Annotated in this window: 17 protein-coding genes and 2 tRNA genes; 8 read left to right on the forward strand and 11 right to left on the reverse strand. The window is 70.8% G+C overall.

The annotated features are described in order from the left end of the window. On the reverse strand, window positions 1-819 hold the full coding sequence (locus FKD65_RS34900; protein ID WP_302931564.1) for an SCO2525 family SAM-dependent methyltransferase: 819 nt from the start codon (window positions 817-819) through the stop codon (window positions 1-3). Window positions 820-885: 66 nt separating this feature from the next. Here FKD65_RS34900 and FKD65_RS34905 point away from each other — a divergent pair, with 66 nt between their 5' ends. From FKD65_RS34905 to FKD65_RS34920, 4 genes are all read left to right on the forward strand, one after another. Beyond that, complete coding sequence (locus FKD65_RS34905) at window positions 886-1,665, forward strand: GNAT family N-acetyltransferase (RefSeq protein ID WP_141582883.1); 780 nt, start codon at window positions 886-888, stop codon at window positions 1,663-1,665. A 78-nt stretch (window positions 1,666-1,743) separates the two neighbouring features. Continuing rightward, entirely contained in the window at window positions 1,744-2,643 is a 900-nt protein-coding gene (locus FKD65_RS34910; RefSeq protein WP_141582885.1) for a hypothetical protein, read from the forward strand. A gap of 134 nt (window positions 2,644-2,777) precedes the next feature. Continuing rightward, window positions 2,778-3,653: an SDR family NAD(P)-dependent oxidoreductase gene (locus FKD65_RS34915; protein ID WP_141582887.1), complete on the forward strand. Its 876-nt coding sequence runs from the start codon at window positions 2,778-2,780 to the stop codon at window positions 3,651-3,653. A 9-nt stretch (window positions 3,654-3,662) separates the two neighbouring features. Further along, window positions 3,663-4,148: a MerR family transcriptional regulator gene (locus FKD65_RS34920; RefSeq protein WP_141582889.1), complete on the forward strand. Its 486-nt coding sequence runs from the start codon at window positions 3,663-3,665 to the stop codon at window positions 4,146-4,148. Window positions 4,149-4,541: 393 nt separating this feature from the next. On the opposite strand, the gene FKD65_RS34930 is transcribed toward FKD65_RS34920, so the two are convergent. Then, window positions 4,542-4,612: transfer RNA gene (locus tag FKD65_RS34930), tRNA-Gly, on the reverse strand. A gap of 134 nt (window positions 4,613-4,746) precedes the next feature. Here FKD65_RS34930 and FKD65_RS34935 point away from each other — a divergent pair. Beyond that, window positions 4,747-4,823: transfer RNA gene (locus tag FKD65_RS34935), tRNA-Pro, on the forward strand. A 35-nt stretch (window positions 4,824-4,858) separates the two neighbouring features. On the opposite strand, the gene FKD65_RS34940 is transcribed toward FKD65_RS34935, so the two are convergent. The 3 genes from FKD65_RS34940 to FKD65_RS34950 all read right to left on the reverse strand — a co-directional run bounded on the left by FKD65_RS34940 (window position 4,859) and on the right by FKD65_RS34950 (window position 9,324). Continuing rightward, the gene (locus FKD65_RS34940; protein ID WP_141582891.1) at window positions 4,859-6,037 is read right to left on the reverse strand and encodes an IS481 family transposase; all 1,179 of its coding nucleotides are present in this window, start codon (window positions 6,035-6,037) and stop codon (window positions 4,859-4,861) included. A gap of 146 nt (window positions 6,038-6,183) precedes the next feature. Continuing rightward, window positions 6,184-8,814 carry an alanine--tRNA ligase gene (gene alaS, locus FKD65_RS34945; protein WP_141582893.1) on the reverse strand — a complete coding sequence of 877 codons (2,631 nt, stop codon included), beginning with the start codon at window positions 8,812-8,814 and terminating at the stop codon, window positions 6,184-6,186. Window positions 8,815-8,943: 129 nt separating this feature from the next. Further along, window positions 8,944-9,324, reverse strand: coding sequence for a helix-turn-helix domain-containing protein (locus FKD65_RS34950; protein WP_141582895.1), 381 nt, complete (start codon window positions 9,322-9,324; stop codon window positions 8,944-8,946). 123 nt (window positions 9,325-9,447) lie between these two features. On the opposite strand from FKD65_RS34950, the gene FKD65_RS34955 reads away from it, so the two are divergent. Beyond that, entirely contained in the window at window positions 9,448-10,026 is a 579-nt protein-coding gene (locus FKD65_RS34955) for a YceI family protein (RefSeq protein WP_141582897.1), read from the forward strand. Window positions 10,027-10,090: 64 nt separating this feature from the next. On the opposite strand, the gene FKD65_RS34960 is transcribed toward FKD65_RS34955, so the two are convergent. The 4 genes from FKD65_RS34960 to FKD65_RS34975 form a co-directional block, all read right to left on the reverse strand. Continuing rightward, window positions 10,091-10,774 (reverse strand): HAD family hydrolase, encoded by a 684-nt coding sequence (locus FKD65_RS34960; protein WP_141582900.1) that lies wholly within the window; start codon window positions 10,772-10,774, stop codon window positions 10,091-10,093. Then, entirely contained in the window at window positions 10,771-11,580 is an 810-nt protein-coding gene (locus tag FKD65_RS34965) for an alpha/beta fold hydrolase (protein ID WP_240810390.1), read from the reverse strand. The genes FKD65_RS34960 and FKD65_RS34965 overlap by 4 nt, the downstream gene beginning before the upstream one ends. A 242-nt stretch (window positions 11,581-11,822) precedes the next feature. Beyond that, window positions 11,823-13,652, reverse strand: a complete 1,830-nt coding sequence (locus tag FKD65_RS34970) for a glycosyl hydrolase family 18 protein (protein WP_141582904.1) — start codon at window positions 13,650-13,652, stop codon at window positions 11,823-11,825. A gap of 191 nt (window positions 13,653-13,843) precedes the next feature. Beyond that, window positions 13,844-14,329 carry a MarR family winged helix-turn-helix transcriptional regulator gene (locus FKD65_RS34975; RefSeq protein WP_141582906.1) on the reverse strand — a complete coding sequence of 162 codons (486 nt, stop codon included), beginning with the start codon at window positions 14,327-14,329 and terminating at the stop codon, window positions 13,844-13,846. A 61-nt stretch (window positions 14,330-14,390) separates the two neighbouring features. Between FKD65_RS34975 and FKD65_RS34980 the strand changes: the two genes are divergently transcribed. Beyond that, a complete protein-coding gene (locus tag FKD65_RS34980; RefSeq protein WP_141582908.1) occupies window positions 14,391-14,807 on the forward strand; it encodes a cupin domain-containing protein in 417 nt (138 codons plus the stop codon). A 13-nt stretch (window positions 14,808-14,820) separates the two neighbouring features. Here FKD65_RS34980 and FKD65_RS34985 read toward each other — a convergent pair whose 3' ends face one another. Next, window positions 14,821-15,465 carry a response regulator transcription factor gene (locus tag FKD65_RS34985; RefSeq protein WP_141582910.1) on the reverse strand — a complete coding sequence of 215 codons (645 nt, stop codon included), beginning with the start codon at window positions 15,463-15,465 and terminating at the stop codon, window positions 14,821-14,823. Beyond that, window positions 15,417-16,703, reverse strand: coding sequence for a sensor histidine kinase (locus tag FKD65_RS34990; RefSeq protein WP_240809753.1), 1,287 nt, complete (start codon window positions 16,701-16,703; stop codon window positions 15,417-15,419). Before FKD65_RS34990 ends, FKD65_RS34985 begins: the two co-directional genes overlap by 49 nt. Before the next feature lie 195 nt (window positions 16,704-16,898). Between FKD65_RS34990 and FKD65_RS34995 the strand changes: the two genes are divergently transcribed. Beyond that, window positions 16,899-19,568 carry a Tex family protein gene (locus FKD65_RS34995; RefSeq protein ID WP_302931565.1) on the forward strand — a complete coding sequence of 890 codons (2,670 nt, stop codon included), beginning with the start codon at window positions 16,899-16,901 and terminating at the stop codon, window positions 19,566-19,568. Window positions 19,569-19,615 lie beyond the last annotated feature (47 nt).

The following is a 19,615-nucleotide window of genomic DNA, read 5'->3' on the forward strand; positions in this document are numbered from 1 at the left end:
TCAGCTTTCAGTTGATCTTTTGATGCCGCATGCCAAGATCATCCCAGTATAACCCGGGCGGATCGGCTTTTCCTCCGCGCTCAGCCGCTTCACGTGGTGCAGTTGTGTGCAAAAAGGCATGGATGCCACGACATCCTCGATGGATATCGCCACGGCCGGAAAGTCCTGATCGCCGACCCGCCAGCCTTCGGAGTTCTCCATGAACGCGACGGCGAACGGGGCGCCCGGCCGGAGTGCCATGACGAACCGCGCGAGCGCCGCTTCGAACTCCTCCCTGTCCCCGGATATGGACTCGGCGACGAAGAACATCGTGCCGACGTCCCACTGCTCGCCGGGCAGGTCGAAGACCGACGCCTGCTTGATCTCGATCCGGGTGCGGGCCCTGATGGCCTCGTGCAACGGGCCGGCGGCCGCGTACGCGGGGATCTTGGCGAACTCGTCCCAGAAGGGGGTCCAGGCGGCCAGCGAACCGCCCAGCTCGCGCGTGAGCCAGTTGATGCTGGAGGGGGACATATCGATCAGCGTCAGCGCGGAGCAAAAGGGGAGCATGGAGAAGGCGGGATAGAGATTGGCTCCGGTGCCGACATCGACGCCTCGGAGGTCGGTTCTACCCTGAAGGTGGTCGACCATGAAGGAACCGACCATTGCGACGAAGCTCAGATCGTCTCCGTGCGGCTCCTGGTAGTTGGATCTCCAGTAGGCCGGCAAGTCCATCTGGTTCCACGAAACGTCACGGTTGAAACTTGAATTCGCTGACCGTTCCTGGCCAAGATCAGTTTCGTGATGCCTGGGCAATAGTCCTCCCGAAACGCTTCGCATACATTGTAGAAATGTATACGTGATCGCGCATCTTGGATCAAGAGCATCGACCCCAGGCAGGTGGGCATGTCCGCTTTTGTAATCCGGGAACTGCGGGAGCTCGATGAGCTGGCCGCGGCCTGCGAGTTGTTCGACCGGATCTGGGGGTTCGAGGACGGCGCACTCTCGATCCTCCGGGAGATCATGCGCGGATACGCGTATGAGGGGAACTACGTCGCCGGAGCGTTCCTCGACGGCGCGCTGGTCGGGGCATCGGTCGGTCACTTCGGCCCACCGCACGGACGGGCGCTCCTGTCGTACGTGACCGGCGCGGTCAAGCCGCACGCCGGCCTGGAACTCAAGCTGCACCAGCGCCGCTGGGCGATGGACCACGGCATCGAGCGGATCATCTGGACCTTCGATCCGCTGGTGCGCCGCAACGCGCACTTCAACCTCGCCAAACTCGGCGCGCGAGCCGAGGCCTACCTCGAGAACCACTACGGACAGATGCCCGACGCCATCAACGGGCATGACCAGTCCGACCGCATCAGGGTCGTCTGGCACATCACGGAGCCCGAGGTGAGAGGGGCGATCGACCGGGGCCGGCCGATGCCGATCAAGGTTCCGGCCGACGCGCAGCGGCTGCTCGTCGTCGGGCCGGACGGGGGACCGGAGGTCCGCGTGACGGATTCCGAGACGGTCCTGCTCGAGGTGCCCCCGGACATCGAGGGCATCCGCATGGCCGGCTCCGACCTGGCCGCCCGCTGGCGCAGAGCGGTGCGGGACACGCTGGGCCGGCTCGTCGCGGACGGCGGAACCGTCGTCGGATTCCATGACAAGGCCAGCTACGTGCTCCAGCAGAAGTGATCAGGCCGTGCGAAGCCTCAGGGCAGAAAGTGGTTGAGCGTGTCGAGAGAACCCTTACCGTCGATCAGCACCGGAGGCGTGATCAGAAGGGTCGCGGTCGCCACGGCCGCCGGGGCCTTCGCCTTCATCATCACGAACTTCGTCGCCGACCAGGACGTCGCCCAGTCGCTCACCCTGTCGGTCCTGATCGGCGGCGTGATCATGTTGGTGCAGCTGCTGATCGACTTCGACGGCCGGGTCGAGGGGATCGAACGGTGGATGCGCGCGACCGACCTGGCCATCGAGTCCGCCAAGTGGCAGCAGGCCCTGGGCGACTCGGCCCTGGACCGCGAGGCCTTCACCCGGTTCCGCGAGGCCGTGGTGAACTTCGGCCAGGACTGCCCGCCGCTGATCAGGCGCTTCACCGAGATCCTGGTGAAGGGCGACACCGATCTGATCGACAGGCTCAGCCGCGGTGAGGGCGAGGTGACCTGCGACGGCGAGGACCACAACTGGATCCTCCAGCTCACCACCGCCACCATGAAGACCCTCGACGCGACGAGCACCACCACGGTCGACGGCAGGGGGGACAACTTCAGCGGGGGCTTCTGGACCAGCGAGCACGGCCGGCGCTACCTCAAGGCCCAGGTCGAGGCGAAGAACCGGGGAGTGGTCATCCGCCGCCTGTTCATCATGGAGGGCGACCCCGACTTCAACGACGAGGACTTCCGGTCGATCACCCAGGAGCAGCGCGGTGCCGGGATCGAGGTCAGGGCGCTTCGCTACAACCAGATTCCGGCCATCCTCGACAGTCCGACCGACTTCATCCTCTTCGACGAGGAGGTCGCGTACGAAGTCGTCCCGGCCTCCAACCGCCAGCTCGGCTTCTTCATGACCCGCCTCCGAACCCGCACCGACTACACCCGCGAGTGCAAGGAACGCTTCGAACTCCTCTGGCAACTGGCCGAGGAGAGCGCCCCAGGCCGCCCGGGCCCCTGACACGCCCCGTCGCCCCGAGAGGCGGCTCGGCAGGCTGACCGGGGCGGTGAACGCGTCGGCAGGCAGACCGTGGACGAGCAGTGGCGGGTGCCGTGCTTGCGTTTGAGCGCGCTCGAACTCCTAGCGTCGCCGGCATGACATCTCAACCAGACATTCAGCGGACATGGATCATCACTGGCGCGTCGGCGGGCTTTGGCCGTGCCATCGCCGAGTGCGCGGTCGGGCGGGGCGACAACGTGGTGCTGGCCGTGCGGCGGCCCCGGTCGGTGGCCGACCTCGCGGACGCCCACCGCGACCAGGTGCTGGTCGCCGAGCTGGACGTGCGTGACACCGGACGCGCCGGGGACGTCGTACGGGCGGCGCTCGATCGGTTCGGTCGGGTGGACGTGCTGGTGAACAACGCCGGCCGCGGGGTCGTCGGCGCGGCGGAGGAGGTCGGCGAGGAGGAGCTTCGTGCGTCTTTGGAACTGCACGTGCTGGGTCCGGCGGCGCTCGTGCGGGCCGTCCTGCCGTACTTTCGCGAGCAGGGGTCGGGCACGATCGTGCAGATGAGCAGCCAGGGCGGGCGGATCTCCTTCCCCGGTGTGGGCGCGTACTCGGCCGGCAAGTTCGCGCTCGAAGGCTGGTCAGAGGCGCTGGCCGGGGAGGTCGCGCCGTTCGGGGTCCGGGTGATGATCGTCGAGCCGAGCCGGTTCCGGACCTCGTTCAACGCGCCCGACGTGCTCGGGGTCGCAGACGCCAGCGCCGCGTACACCGGGTTGCTGGGGGCGGTCCGCAACGACATGGCGAGCGCCGACGGGGTTCAGGAGGGCGATCCAGCACGGGCCGCGGAGATAATCGCGGACTTGGTCGCCGGTGACGAGCTGCCGCTGCGCCTTCCGCTCGGGCGTGAGGCGGTCGAGCGCATCGGAAGGTCCTACCGGCACAACCTGGAGGAGCTCGAACGCTGGGCCCCGACCGCGCGTTCCGCCGACTTCCCCGGCGCCCCCGCATCCGCCCGGCCGATCTAGAGTGACGTCATGGCCACCGACGATCTGATGTCGAGGGCGCTCGTCGCCCTCGACGAGGTCGACGGCCCGATGTCGGTCGAGGTGATTCACCGCCTCGTCGACGTCAGCGCCGCCACCAACCCCATGACCATCACCGAAGTCGCCGACCTGCTCGACATGTCGCCGCACACGCTGCGCTACTACGAGCGGATCGGCCTGGTCGAGGTGGCCCGCGACGCCAGCGGCCACCGCAGCTACGACGCGGCGGCGGTACGGCGACTGGTGTTCCTGACCCGCATGCGCCTGTCCGGGATGGCCATGCGCGACCTTCAGCACTACATGCGGCTGGCCGACGAGGGCGAGGCCACCGTCCCCGAGCGCCTTGACCTGCTGCTCGAACACCGCGACACGATCCGCCGGCAGCTCAAGGAACTGACCCTGTCCCTGGCGGCGACTGAATACAAGATCGCCACCTACGGCGGCCACACCGGACCGTCATCAGCGGAGAACGCCTGACCCGTCGGCACCGAACCGCGCTGAACAGGTCCACCGCGCCCAGTCGGCACGGTCCCCCTCGCCCGGGCGAAGACAACGGCTCGACGCGGACGTCACGATCGGCGCCGACGGCATCCACTCGCGGACCCGGCAGATCATCGATCCGGACGTACCGAGGGTTCAGCTATCAGGCGGCTGGGCGCACGTCCGGGAACGGAGGGGCCGCCTTGAGGACGCGAGATCAGCCGCCGTGCTGATCTCCGCCAGGGACGGCCAGACCATGATCACGAACGCCCACAGTTGAACCAGGATGCCGCTCAGACGTGCCAGATCCCAGTGACAAATGGGTGACAAATGATCTTCAGAAGGGCGGCCAAGATCGCCCCATAGGGCTCTGACCTGGGGAAATATGAGAGCGGGCGACGGGAATCGAACCCGCGTAGCCAGTTTGGAAGACTGGGGCTCTACCATTGAGCTACGCCCGCGAGTGCTTGGGGCCGGGTGGGGCCCTTCGCCAACCCGTAGCGTACAGGGTTCTCGGGGCGGGTGTGCCGGGGCGGAGCGGGCGAGGGGCGATCGGGACTACACTTCTCGCGTCATCGCGTTCCGCGGTGGTGTGCGGGCTGTAGCGCAGTTTGGTAGCGCACTGGCTTTGGGTGCCAGGGGTCGTGGGTTCAAATCCCGCCAGCCCGACCAATGTGATGTCTCAGGACATCGGAAACCCTCCGAACCTATGGTTCGGAGGGTTTCTTGCGTTGGGGCTGGTAGTCGCGGGTGGTGTCGATGGTGAGCTCGCGGAGGAGTTCTGTGGTGGCGTCGACGACGCGGACGTGCAGGTCGTTGATGAGCATGATGATGTGGGTTCGGGCGTGGGGTCGCCCGATGCCGATGTGGTGGAGCCGTCCGTGGACGCGGAGGGTGACCACGCCGGTGTCGTCGATGCGGTCGTGGCGGATGCGGGTGTGGGCGTCGTGGTCGCGGCTGGTGGCGGGCAGGTCTTTGGGCAGTGCGGTGTAGATGGCGGCCGGTGTGGCCCGGTGGGGCAGGGACCGGTGCGGGCGCTGGTGGTTGTAGATCTGGGTGAAGCGGTCGATCAGTTCCTGCAGTGCGAGGATGTCGGCGGGCTGGTCGGGCTGGGTGTGCAGCCAGTTCTTCATGGTCTGCTGGAAGCGTTCGACCTTGCCGCAGGTGGTGGGGTGGCCGGGGGTGGAGTTCTTCTGCCTGATGTGCAGGCGGCGCAGTTCGGCTTCCAGGGCGTTGCGGCCGCCGCGGCCGCCGGCCAGGCGGGTGGTGAACACCATGCCGTTGTCGGTGAGTGTGGAGGCGGGGACGCCGTGGGCGGCGGCGGTCTGCCGGAAGGTGTCACGGACGATCGGGCCGGTGACGCGGGGCCATGCGGTGACGTGCAGGGCGTAGCGGGAGCAGTCGTCGAGCCAGGTCAGGATCTCGGTGTCGGTTTCGTCGACGAGGCGGTAGTGGGTGAAGTCGGCCTGCCAGGTCTGGTTGGGCAGTTCGGCCTGGAACCGGATGTAGGACGAGCGGGGCCGCTTGTTCGGCTGCGGGGTGACCAGGCCGCGGGCGGTCAGGTACCGGGCGATGGTGGCCCGCGACACGGTGACCTGGTGGTGGTGTTCCAGGTGCCAGGCGATGGTGTCGGGCCCGGCGTCCAGGCCCTGCTCGGACAGTTCCTTGCGCAGCCGGACGATCAGCTCGACCGTCTCGGGGGCCGTCGCGCGGGGTGAGGTCTTCGGGCGGCGAGACCGGGCCTCGAACGCGGTCTCGCCCTCGGCCCGGTAACGGGCCACAAGCTTGGACACCCACCCTTTGGACACCCCGTAGGTGCGGGCGACCTCGCCTTGGGAGCGGCCCTCGACCACCACCGCTGTGATCACAAGTCTGGCTCTGGACACCGCCAGACCCTCCGGCACCCCTCAGATCCGGCTTCCAGAGTTTCCTATGTCTTGAGACATGCGTTTCCTATGTCCTGAGCGAACACACCGCCAGCCCGACCAATGGGCGTCCGCACGGGGCGCGGGTGACCCCGTGCGGACGTCGACTACGACTTCGTCGCCAGGAGGGCGCGGGCTTCGGTTGCCGCGGTCGTGAGCGCCCTTGGGAGGTTCTCTGGGTGGCGGCCGCCTGCGTTTGCGAGGGAGCCCTTGCCTCCGGCGCCGCCGCCTACCTCGCGGGCCGCGGAGGTCAGCAAGTCGCGGGCTTGGAGGCCGGTGGACGTGCCCGCGGCTGCGACGAGTACCGCCTTGCCGTCCGATTCGGTGCCGAGGACGATGACGCCGCGCTGGTCGCGGCGGGTGAGGACGCCGGTCGCGATCGTGCGGAGGTCCGCGCCGGTCAGGCCGGGGACGGAGCGGGCCACCAGCCAGCCGCCCGGCACGGGTTCGGCGAGGGACGCCAGGTGGTCGGCGTGGCGGTCGAGTTCGGCCTTGTGCATGGTCTCCAGGCGGCGCTGGGTCTCCGCGAGTGTTTCCAGGCGTTGGCGGAGGCGGTCCGGGGCCTGGTCGGGACGGACGTTCAGCAGCGCCGCCAGCTCCTTCAGGAGCGATGCGGTGTGGTCGTGGTGGCGGAGGGCGTCGGCGCCGGTGAGGGCCTCGATCCGGCGCAGGCCGGTGCCGATGGACGACTCGCCGACGATGTGGACGGGGCCCGACTGCGAGCCGTGGCCGACGTGGGTGCCGCCGCAGAGTTCGCGGGAGGCGTCCCCGATGTCCACGATGCGGACGGCCTCGCCGTACTTCTCGCCGAACAGCGCGATCGCGCCCGCGCGTTCCGCCTCCGACCGGGTCGCCTCCCAGACCCGCACCTCGGGGTCGTCGAGGAGGTAGTCGTTGACGAGGGTCTGGACGAGGCCGGTGTCGACGGGGGAGAAGTGCGCGAAGTCGAAGCGCAGGCGTCCGGGCTCCACGCGGGAGCCCTGCTGCGCCGCGTGGTCGCCCAGGGTGCGGCGCAGCATCGCGTGCAGGACGTGGGTGGCGCTGTGGGAGCGCGCTGTGGCCGCGCGGCGGTCGGCGTCCACGACCGCCTCGGCCTCGTCGCCGGGGCGGACCTCGCCGTCCACGATGCGGACGGTGTGGACGTGCAGCCCGTCCAGTCCGAGTCGGGTGTCCACCACCTTCAGGGTCGCGCCGGATGTCTGGATCGTGCCGGTGTCGCCGACCTGGCCACCTGATTCGGCGTAGAACGGGCTGCGGGTCAGGATCACCTCGATCTCCTCCCCGCCGACCGCGGTGGGCGCCTCGCCTCCCGGGCCGAGCAGGGCGGCTATCCGTGTTTCGGCTGTTTCGATGGAGTGCCCGACGAAGTCGGTGAGGCCGTGGGTCGCCGCGGCGTGCCGGTAGAGGTCCTGCCGCGCGACCGCGCCGTCCTTGCGGCTCTGGCCGGCGCGGTGCGCCTGGCGGCGCTGCGCCTCGAGGAGCTCGGCGAAGGCGTCCTCGTCGACGGTGAGGCCGGCCGACCGCGCCGCGTCGACGGTCAGGTCGATCGGGAAGCCGTAGGTGTCGTGCAGTTCGAACGCCGTCCGTCCGGAGATGGTGGTCGTGGCGCCGCCGATCGCCGCGTCGAGGATCTGGGAGCCCTGGCGCAGCGTCCGCTCGAACGCCTCCTCTTCGGCCGTGACGACCTGCTCGATCAGCTCGGACCGCCGCGCCAGCTCCGGCCAGGTGTCACCGAGGGTGCCGACGACGCTGGAGGTCAGTGCGGGCAGGGCCGGGCCTTTGATGCCGAGCCTTCGCGCGTGCCGGATCGCGCGGCGCATCAGGCGGCGCAGGACGTAGCCGCGGCCGTCGCGGGCGGGCATGACGCCGTCCGCGACCAGGAACGCGATCGAGCGGGAGTGCTCGGTGACGACGCGGAAGGACGTCGAGTCGTCGCTGCCGTCGCGACCCGGGTAGCCGCGGCCCGCCATCTCCTGGACGAGCCTGAACGTCGGCGCGAGCGTGTCCGTCTCACACGCGGTGTCGACGTCCTGCAGGACCGCTGCGAGACGGTCGAGACCGAGCCCCGTGTCGATGTTCCGTGAGGGCAGCTCGCCGAGGATGGGATATCCGTCCTTCCCGGAGCCCTCTCCGCGGAGGTTCTGCATGAAGACGAGGTTCCACAGCTCCAGGTAGCGCTCGCCGTCCACCGCGGGCCCGCCCTCTCGCCCGAAGGACGGCCCCCTGTCGTAGTGCAGTTCGGAGGACGGTCCGCAGGGGCCGGGGATGCCCATCGACCAGTAGTTGTCCTCCATGCCGAGCCGCTGGATCCGCTCGGAGGGGACACCGACGCGCCGCCAGAGCCGGACGGCCTCGTCGTCGTCCAGGTACACGGTGACCCAGAGGCGGCGGGTGTCGAGGTTGTAGTGGCGGGTGAGGAGCTCCCACGCCCAGGGGATCACCTCCGCCTTGAAGTAGTCGCCGAAGGAGAAGTTGCCGAGCATCTCGAAGAACGTGGTGTGCCGCGCGGTGCGGCCCACGTTCTCGATGTCGGACGTGCGCGCGCACTTCTGCACGGACACCGCGCGGGGGTGTTCGGGCGTGGTCTCGCCAAGGAAGTACGGCTTGAACTGGTTCATGCCCGCGTTCGCCAGCAGGAGCGTGGGATCGGAGGGGATCAGCGGGCTGGACGGCACGACGCGGTGGTCGCGCTCCTGGAAAAAGCCCAGGAAGGTGGAACGGATGTCAGTCGAGCGCATGGGACGGCCTCACGAGGTCGATGGGATGGCAGAGCACACCGCCGAGCCGGGCCGGGCACGTCTGCGCGTTCCCCGGCTCGGCGCGGCTAGCTCGCCGTCCCACCTCGTGAATGACCATCGCCGTCCACGTTAGCGGCGGCCGTCCTCGTCCCGCACGTCGTTTTGGCGGGCGTCGTAGTCGGTGCGGGCAGCGTCGATCTCTTCGAGGTGTCGCTCGGCCCAGACGACGAGGGTGGAGGCAGCGTCCATGAGAGTCGCGCCCATGGGGGTGAGGGAGTACTCCACCCGGGGAGGCACCACGGGGTAGACGGTCCGGGTGGCGATGCCGTCGCGTTCCAGGCCGCGCAGCGTGACGGTGAGCATCCGCTGGCTGATGCCGTCGATCTCGCGCTTCAGTTCGGTGAACCGCTTGGTGCGCTCGCCGAGTACGGCGATGACCTGCAGCGACCACTTGTCGCCGATCCGGTCGAGGATCTCGCGGGCGCGGCAGCCCGCGACGGTGTGCTCCATTGGTTCTCTCCAGGTGACCAGGGCAGAAAAAAGTGCCTTCTTGTGCCGGTTGGTGGGGGGTCCGCACCATGGAGGCGGTTCCCGATCGGAACCGCCTTACCTTCCATAACCGTAGGAGACACGATGACGACCCAGCTTGTCGAGATCCCCGGCTACGTCGCCGGAACCTGGACCATCGACCCCCTGCACACCGGGATCGGCTTCACCGTCCGGCATCTGATGGTCAGCCGGGTCCGCGGTCGCTTCGGGACGTTCGACGGGATGATCGTGACCGGCGCCGATCCGCTCGAATCGTCGGTGACCGCGACGATCGACCTGGCGTCGGTCGACACCGGGAACGCGCAGCGCGACGAGCACCTCAGGTCCGCCGAGTACCTGGACGTCGCGAAGCACCCCGCCATGACCTACCGCTCCACCGGCGTGCGCCCCGACGGCGAGGACTTCGTGCTGGACGGCGAGTTGACGCTGCGCGGGCTGACCAGGGAGGTCCCGCTGCGGCTGGAGGTCGGAGGCTTCGGCCCCGACCCGTTCCGGCAGGACGACCCGTCCAAGGGCGCCCGCGCCGGGTTCACGGCGACGGGTGAGATCAGCCGGCTGGAGTTCGGTGTGGGCGCGGCGACGACCCTCGCGGGCGGCGGGCTGGCGCTGAGCGACAGGATCCAGATCGTCCTGGAGATCGAGGCGGTCCTCCAGACCGGCTGAACCGGCCGAGCGCCACAGGTGCGCGCCGCCGCCGCGGAGGCGGTGCCCACCGCCCGCGGGAGAGTCAGTCCGCCAGCAGCGGCGGGAGGGCGGCCAACGTGGTGATGCGCGGGACGTCCAGCGCGGAGGGTTCCGGGCCGCCGGAGCGGTCGAGCCACACGCCGGTGAGGCCGGCGGCGGCGGCGCCCCGAGCGTCGGTGACGAGCCGGTCCCCGACGTAGGCGGCCGCGTGCGGCTCCGTGCCGAGGGCCTCGCAGGCCGCCAGGAAGATCCCGGCGGCGGGCTTGGCGGAGCCGGCCTCGCTGGAGGCCACGACGACGGGGAGCCGGTCGGCGAACCCGATCCCTTCGATCTTCGAGTGCTGCTGGGCGGCGTCGCCGTTGGTGACCACCCCGAGGCGCAGGCCGCGCGCCGCGAGGGCGTCGAGCGCCGGTTCCGCGTCCGGGAACGGACGCCAGCCGGCCTTGTAGCGCGCGACGTACCCGGCGAGCCGCGCGTCGGCGCGGGCGTCGTCCCAGTCGCCGAGGCCGAGTTCCCGGGCGAGCGCGACCATCCGGAAGCGGCGCTGCTCGACGAAGCCCAGCTCGCCCGCCAGGTACCGCTCGACCGCCTCGTCGGTCAGTTGCGCCCAGCGCGGGACGAGCCACGCCGGGTCGGTGTCGGGGAACGTCGCGGCGATCGCCTCGCCCGAGGCCGTCTCGTGGTCGAGGAGCGTCCCGTCCAGGTCGAACAGCACCGCCGTGATCATGAGAGGAAGGCGGTGAGCGCGGCGGTCAGCTCGGCGGGTGCGTCCTCCTGCACCAGGTGCCCCGCGCCTTCGATCGGACGGAGGCGCGAACCCGGGATGAGGCCGGCCAGCTCGCGCCCCTTCTCGATCGGTATCCATGTGTCCTCGGCGCCCCAGCAGATCAGGACGGGCAGATCCAGCTCGTCGTAGCGCGCTTGGATTTCGTCGGTGAAATGCTGGTCGGCCTGCGCGATCTGCCGGTAGAACGCGGGCTGCCCGGCTTCTCCCAGCCACGGATCCACGAGCGCGTCGAGGACGGCCGGGTGCAGGCCGCGGTGACTCGCCGATGCCACGTACTCCCGGACGAGGGCGCCGTGCAGTGCGGGCGGCAGCTGCTCGAACACCTCCGCGTGGGCCCCGACAAGCCGGAAGAACGGCGAACCCCACGGAGCGAGCGCGACCGGATCGACCAGGACGAGGTCGCGATAGCGCGCACCGTGCAGGAGGTGCGCGCGCAGGGCCACGGCGCCGCCGAAGTCGTGCGCCACGACGGACGGCTCGTCCAGGCCCCAATGCGTCAGCAGTTCGGCGAAGACGCCTCCTTGCGCCGCCAGCGAGACGTCCTGCCCGTCGCTCATCTCTGACGTCCCGTAGCCGGGCATGTCCCAGACGTACACCCGATGGGTCATCGCCAAAGCGCGCGCGACACCTCGCCACACATACGAGGAGAACGGTGTGCCGTGCAGGAGGACGACGGGGGCCGCGCCTTCTTCCCCAAGCACCTCCCACCGGACCTCTCCCGCATCGCTCCGGTACGTCCTGCCCAGCGTCCAGCCGTGCAAAAGAGCTCCTCACGTCGTGTGCCCCGCGGAAGGGCCGGCGGCACTCTGGCCGTTCCCATGATCTACGACCGCACGCCTCTGCCGGTCGGCCGGCTCGGTGGGTCCGGCCTCCGAGAGGAGTTCGCCTGATTCGGTGAAAGGGGCGGGCCCCTGACCGGCGTCCGGTTGGTCAGGGGCCCGAAAGTCTCGGCCTGCCGAGGGGCTGGGAGTCCCCTCCTGCGAACGGCTCAGCCGAGACCGCTCTTGATCGCGGTGATCAGCTCACCGCCCGCCGTGTCGCCGCTGAGCTCCCAGAAGAAGGCGCCGCCGAGACCCTGGTTCTTGGCGAAGCCCGTCTTCCCGCCGATGGTGGACGGGGTGTCGTAGCTCCACCACTCGCTGCCGCACTTGGCATAGGCGGTCCCGGCGACCGTCCCCGTCGCGGGGCACTTGCCCTTGAGGACCTTGTAGTCCTCGATGCCGGCCTCGTAGGTGCCGGGTGCGGCGCCCGTGGCGGGGCCGCCCGGCTCGGACTGGGTGACGCCCGTCCAGCCGCGGCCGTAGAAGCCGATCCCGAGCAGCAGCTTGGCCGCCGGCACGCCCTTGGCGCGGAGCTTGGAGATGGTGTCGGTGGTGTTGAAGCCCTGCTGCGGGATGCCCGGGTAGGACGTGAGCGGCGAGTGCGGCGCCGTCGGCCCCTTGGCGTCCCAGGCGCCGAAGTAGTCGTAGGTCATGGGGTTGTACCAGTCGACGTACTGGGCGGCGCCCGCGTAGTCGGTGGCGTCGATCTTGCCGCCGCCGCTCGCGTCCGCGGTGATCGCGGCCGTCACGAGGTTGCCGGACCCGAACCTGGCCCGCACCGCCGCCATCAGCTTCCCGAACGCGTCCGGCCCGCTGGTGTCGCACGTCAGGCCGCAGGCGTTCGGGTACTCCCAGTCCAGGTCGATGCCGTCGAAGACGTCGGCCCAGCGCGGGTCCTCGACCAGCTTGTAGCAGGACTCGGCGAACGCGGCCGGGTTCTGGGCGGCCTGGCCGAAGCCGCCGGACCAGGTCCAGCCGCCGAACGACCACAGCACCTTCAGATCGGGATGCAGCTTCTTCAGCTTGCGCAGCTGGTTGAAGTTGCCGCGCAGGGGCTGGTCCCAGGTGTCGGCGACGCCGTCGACGCTCTGGTCGGCGGTGTAGGCCTTGTCGTAGTCGGCGTAGGAGTCGCCGATCGCGCACTGGCCGCCCGTCACGTTGCCGAACGCGTAGTTGATGTGGGTGAGCTTGGCGGCCGAGCCGCTCGTCTCGATGTTCTTGACGTGGTAGTTGCGCTGGTAGACGCCCCAGTTGGTGAAGTACCCGACGACCTTGCCGCCGCCGCCGGGATTGCCGCCGCCCTCGTCGGTGGTGACCGACACCGGGGCCGACGCGGGGGAGGCGTTCCCGGCGGCGTCCCTGGCCTTGACGGTGAAGGTGTAGGCGGTCTTGGCCGACAGCCCGCCGACGGTGGTGCTGGTCCCGGTCACCGACGCGGCCTTGGCGGAGCCGTTGTAGACGTCGTAGCCGGTGACGCCGACGTTGTCGGTCGAGGCGCTCCAGGCCAGCGACACGCTGGTGGAGGTCTTGCCGGTGGAGCGCAGGCCGGACGGGGCCGAGGGGGCCTCGGTGTCGTCGCCGGGGGGAGTGGAGCCGTCGCAGGTCCCGCCGTTGATCGTGCATCCGGTGAACCAGCCGGAGCCGGTGCCGCCGAACCCGAAGCTCGCGGAGGCGCCGGCCGCGATCGCGCCGTTCCAGCCGGCGTTGGTGAAGGTGTAGTGGTTGCCGGAGACGGTCTTGGTCGCCTCCCAGACGCTGCCGACCGACGTCCCGGACGGCAGGTCCGCCTCCAGCTTCCAGCTGCTGATCGCCGCGCCGCCGCCATTGGTGATGGTGCACTTGCCCTCGAAACCGGTGCCCCAGTCGGAGGTCTTCGTGCAGGCGGCGGTGACGGCCCCGGCCGACGACGCCGGGGGCGCCGTGAGCAGGGCGGCGGCCGCCGCCAGTGTCGCTGCGCCGGCGAGCGCGATGGCCCGCCGTCCGCCCGGTCGTGACATGGTTCTCCGTTCGGTTCGGCCCCCGAAGCAAACAGGAATCCCCGCCATCTCTTAGGAAAGTTTCCTAAGAATTGCGCCGATCGTAACCGCGCCGAACGGCGCCGACAAGGGCCCGCCGGGGACCCGTGCGCGCCGGTCCGAGTGGTCTAAGCGGCTGCCTGGACCCGTACGGTCACGGGCGGCGGAAAAACTCAGGGCGCGCCGAACCACCCCGGCATGTCGAGGCGCCACAGGTCCGCGGGCGTCATCCGCCGGAGGTCGCTCTCCAGGGCGCGCATGCGCTCCGCGCCGAGCGCCCGGATCCAGTCGTGCCGGATGCGCTCGAAGATGCGCTCGGACAGGACGAGCGAGTCCACCGCCCGCGCGGTCAGCCGGACGATCTTGCGGCGCGCGTCCCGGGGGTCGGCGCCGCGCTCCAGGTAGCCCGCCCGCTCCAGCGACTCGACCATCTTGCCGGCGGCCTGCTTGGACACCCCGAGGCGGCGGCCGAGCTCCACCGCCGTCGTGCCGTCCGGGCCGATGGCCTGGAAGACGAAGCCGTGCATCGGGCGCAGGTCCGCGTGCCCCCGCTCGGCCAGTTCGGAGTGCAGCTCGTCGATGATCGCGCGGAACGCGAGGAAGAGCCGCAGGGGCAGCTCGAAACCGGGCGCGTCGGGCGGCCCGCCGTCACTTGACATGAAAGACAACCTCGTTGACTATATGGACAACCGCATTGTCTAACTTAGGGGACGGGAAGCCATGACGCTCATCCGCAGCGCCGAGAGCCGCCGGACCGAGACTCCGAACGCCGTGATGACCACGGCCGCGACGCCGACCCAGGGCGGCACCGAGGGGATCGCCGTCTGGCGCGTGGAGTGGAGGCCGGGCAGGACCGGCCCGCTGCACGCGTTCGACACCGAGCAGGTGTGGACGTTCCTCGACGGCGCCGCCGTCGTGGACCTCGACGGCCGCAAGCTGGAGGCGGGCGCCGGCGACACCGTCGTCCTGCCCGCCGGCGCGCCCCGCCAGATGGCGACGGGGGACACCGGTTTCACCGCCGTCGTCGCGGCCCGCGCGGGCTGCCTCGTCTACGACCCGGAGGCCCTGGTGGACGAGACCCGCTGCGCGATCGCGCCCCAGGGGGACGAGCGGATCGTCCCGCCCTGGGCCGTGTGAGGCGCCCCGCCGGTCAGCCGCCCAGGTAGGCGAGGACGGCCAGGACGCGGCGGTTGTCGTCCTCGGACGGCGGCAGCCCGAGCTTGCCGAAGATGCTGTTGGTGTGCTTGCTGATCGCCTTCTCGGTGACGAACAGCTTCGCGGCGATCGCGGCGTTCGTGCGGCCCTCGGCCATCAGCCCGAGCACCTCCCGCTCGCGAGGGGTGAGCTGCTGCAGCGGCTCCTCGCGGGTGTGCCGGGTGAGCAGCTGGGCGACCACGTCGGGGTCGAGGGCGGTGCCGCCGGCGGCGACCCGGCGCACAGCCTCCACGAAGACCTTGACGTCCGACACGCGGTCCTTCAGCAGGTAGCCGATGCCGCCCGTGCTGTCCGACAGCAGTTCCCGCGCGTAGAGCTGCTCCACGTGCTGCGACAGCACGAGGACCGGCAGGCCCGGGATCTCCTTGCGCGCCTCCAGTGCGGCCTTCAGCCCCTCGTCGGTGAAGGTCGGGGGGAGCCGGACGTCCACCACCGCCACGTCGGGGCGGTGCGTGGTCAGCGCCCGGAGCAGGGAGGGCCCGTTGTCGACCGCCTCGACGACCTCGAAGCCGAACGCGCCCAGCAGGCGGATCAGCCCGTCCCGGAGGAGGGCGAGGTCTTCGGCGATGACAACGCGCACGGCAGCTCCATGGTCACGATGGTCGGCCCGCCCACCGGGCTCGTCACCGCCATCGTCCCATCGAACGCGGCGAGCCTGCGTTCGATACCGCGCATCCCGCTCCCCGCCGCCGGGTCCGCGCCGCCCGTCCCGTCGTCTCCGATGATCATGATCAGCCGGTCGCCGGTGTGCTCGATCTGCACCCAGGCGCGCCGCGCGGCCGAGTGCTTGACGACGTTGGCGAGCATCTCCGCCACCGCGAAGTACGCCGCCGACTCCACCGGCGCGTCGCCGCGTCCGGGCAGGTCGATCCGGACGTCCACGGGCAGCGGCAGGGTGAGCGCGAGGGCGCGCACCGCCCCGTCGAGCCCCCGCTCGGCCAGCACCGGCGGATGGATGCCCCTGACCAGGTCGCGCAGCTCGGTCAGCGCCGTGCCGCTCGCCTCGCGGGCCTCGGCCAGGAGCTTGCTCGCCGTCTCGGGGTCGTGCTTCATCAGCTCCTCGGCCAGGCCGATGTTCATGCTCAGCGCGACCAGCCTGGCCTGGGCGCCGTCGTGCAGGTCCCGCTCGATGCGGCGCAGCTCGGCCGCCGAGGCGTCCACCGCGTCCGACCGCGTCTCGGTGAGCCGCTGGACGCGCTCGGCCAGCGCGCCCCGGGTCGGCGCCAGCAGCGACTGGCAGAACGTCGCGTGCGCCTTCAGGAACGACGGCCCGAGCCGGACCCCCGCCGCGGTCAGCGCCGCGCCCAGCACGACGGTCCCGACGAAGCCGACCGCGCCCCACTCGTCCAGCGTCCAAAAGGGGCCCCACCCGTAGTCGGTCAGCAGCGCGACCCACGGCGCCACGAGCACGCCCTCCAGCCCGTAGAGCGTCAGGCCCCCCGCGAGGATGCCGAGGACGAGCGCGACCGGGACGTTCAGGATCGCCCACAGCAGGTCGCGCCACGAGGCCGGATCGGTGAGGATCCACTTCAGCCGGCCGAAGGGGCCGGCCCCGGCGGGCTCCGGCCGGTACGGGACGGGGATCCGCACCCCCGACCACTCCGCCGCCCAGGCGCGCTGCTGGTTGGCGACCGTCCGGATCGCCTGGAACATCACCGGCGCCAGCACGACCCCGACCCCCAGCGGGATGAACGCGACCGACAGCACGGTCAGGATGAACACCGGCAGGTTCACCGCGAACGCCAGCACGATCTGGACGACGGCCCGGACGAAGGCGGTGAGGGCGCGCCGCCCGTACCCGCGCAGTAGCTCGCTCACCGTTCCTCCAAGGGGTTCGCCGTAGGACCTCCACCATTGTCATCGTTCGCGGCCTGGGGCTCGGTGGTGCTAGACCCCCTCTTCGTCACCATGGCGGTGGGGTTAGGCCTACCGTCATTCGAGCGTGACAAGACAACAGGCCCCGTTCCCTGGACAATGCACGGCGACACCCAGGGGAGAAAGCGAATCCAAGCTGTGACAGCGACCATCAGCCAGACGTCCGACGGCCAGGGCCAAAGGCCCGCCCTCCGGCCCATCACCGAGCGCATCGCCGAGGAGATCGGCGTCCGCGAGGGGCAGGTGCGGGTCGCGGTGGACCTGCTCGACGGCGGGGCGACCGTCCCGTTCATCGCCCGCTACCGCAAGGAGGCGACCGGCGCGCTCGACGACGCCCAGCTCCGCGCGCTGGAGGAGCGGCTGCGCTACCTGCGCGAGCTGGACGAGCGCCGCGCCGCGATCCTGGAGTCGGTCGAGTCGCAGGGCAAGCTGACCGGCGAGCTGCGGGCCCAGATCATGGCGGCCGAGTCCAAGGCGCGGCTGGAGGACATCTACCTCCCGTACAAGCCGAAGCGGCGCACCAAGGCACAGATCGCCCGCGAGGCCGGACTCGAACCGCTCGCCGAGATGCTGCTCGGCGACCCGTCCCGCGACCCGCAGGCCGAGGCCGCCGCCTTCGTGGACGAGGAGAAGGGCGTCGCCGACGCGGCCGCCGCGCTGGAGGGCGCCCGCGCCATCCTGGTCGAGCGCTTCGCCGAGGACGCCGACCTCATCGGCGCCCTGCGCGAGCGCATGTGGAACCGGGGCCGCATGGTCTCGCGCGTCCGGGACGGCAAGCAGGAGTCGGGCGCCAAGTTCTCCGACTACTTCGAGTTCGCCGAGCCGTTCGCGAAGCTGCCCTCGCACCGCGTCCTCGCGCTGTTCCGCGGGGAGAAGGAGGAGGTCCTCGACCTCGACCTGGAGCCCGAGGAGGCGGGGGACGAGCCCGCCGCGCGCAGCTCCTACGAGGTGGAGATCGCCCGCCGGTTCCAGATCACCGACCAGGGCCGTCCGGCCGACAGGTGGCTGTCGGACGCGGTCCGGTGGGCCTGGCGCACCCGGATCCTCGTCCACCTCGGCATCGACCTGCGCACCCGGCTGCGGCAGGAGGCCGAGGACGAGGCGGTCCGCGTGTTCGCCGCCAACCTGCGCGACCTCCTGCTCGCCGCGCCCGCGGGCACCCGCACGACCATGGGCCTGGACCCGGGCCTGCGCACCGGCGTCAAGGTCGCGGTCGTCGACGCGACCGGCAAGGTCGTCGCGACCGACACCATCTACCCGCACGAGCCCCGCCGCAGGTGGGACGAGTCGATCGAGACGCTCGCCCGGCTGGCCCGCGAGCACCGGGTCGACCTCGTCTCCATCGGCAACGGCACCGCCTCGCGCGAGACCGACAAGCTCGCCGCCGACCTGATCGCCCGGCACCCCGACCTCAAGCTGACCAAGGTCATGGTGTCGGAGGCGGGCGCGTCGGTGTACTCGGCGTCGGAGTACGCGGGCCGCGAGCTGCCCGGCATGGACGTCTCGCTGCGCGGCGCCGTGTCCATCGCCCGCCGCCTGCAGGACCCGCTCGCCGAGCTGGTCAAGATCGACCCCAAGTCGATCGGCGTCGGCCAGTACCAGCACGACGTCTCCGAGGTGAAGCTGTCGCGCTCCCTCGACGCCGTCGTCGAGGACTGCGTGAACGCCGTCGGCGTCGACGTCAACACCGCCTCGGCGCCGCTGCTCACCCGCGTGTCGGGCATCGGCGAGGGCCTCGCGGAGAACATCGTCGCGCACCGCGACGCCAACGGCCCGTTCCGCAGCCGCACCGGGCTGAAGGGCGTCCCGCGGCTCGGCCCGAAGGCGTTCGAGCAGTGCGCCGGCTTCCTGCGCATCCCCGGCGGCGACGACCCTCTCGACGCCTCCAGCGTGCACCCCGAGTCCTACCCGGTCGTCCACCGGATCCTGGACGCCGCCGGCACCGACATCAAGGCGCTCGTCGGGAACACCGCCGTCCTGCGCTCGCTCACGCCGGCGGAGTTCGTCGACGAGACCTTCGGGCTGCCGACCGTCACCGACATCCTCGCCGAGCTGGAGAAGCCCGGCCGCGACCCGCGCCCGGCGTTCCGGACCGCCACGTTCAAGGAGGGCGTCGACAAGCTCGCCGACCTCGAACCCGGCATGCTCCTGGAGGGCGTCGTCACCAACGTCGCCGCCTTCGGGGCGTTCGTGGACGTCGGCGTCCACCAGGACGGGCTTGTGCACATTTCCGCCATGTCGGACAAGTTCGTCTCCGATCCGCGCGAGGTCGCCAAGCCCGGCGACATCGTCCGGGTGAAGGTGCTGGACGTCGACCTGCAGCGCAAGCGCATCTCGCTGACCCTGCGCCTGGACGACGAGCCGGGCCGCGACCAGCAGGGCGGCGGCCGGCGCGGCGAGCAGCGCGACCGGGGCGCACGTCCGGCCCGCGGCGGCCAGGAACGGCGCGGCCAGGGCCAGGGCGGCCGAACCCAGCGCGGGCAGAACCAGGGCGGGCAGAACCAGGGCGGACAGAACCAGGGCGGACAGAACCAGGGCGGACAGAACCAGGGCGGACAGAACCAGGGCGGACAGAACCAGGGCGGGCAGGCCCAGCGCGGCCAGGAGCGGCGCGGGCAGGACCAGCGGGGTCAGGACCAGCGCGGCCGGAACCAGCGGGGCGGGCAGCGCCGCGGCGGGCAGGGCGGCGGCGGGCAGGGCGGCGGCGACTTCTCCGGCGGCGGCGCCATGGCCGACGCCCTCAGGCGCGCCGGCCTGGACAAGGGCCTGCCCGGCAAGGACAAGGGCCGCTCCGGCAAGGGCCGCTGAGACCGGGCGACGCCGAACGGGCGGCGTCCCGAGCTCAGGCCGGGACG

This window comes from Actinomadura sp. WMMA1423, from assembly GCF_006547145.1.
GTDB lineage: Bacteria > Actinomycetota > Actinomycetes > Streptosporangiales > Streptosporangiaceae > Spirillospora.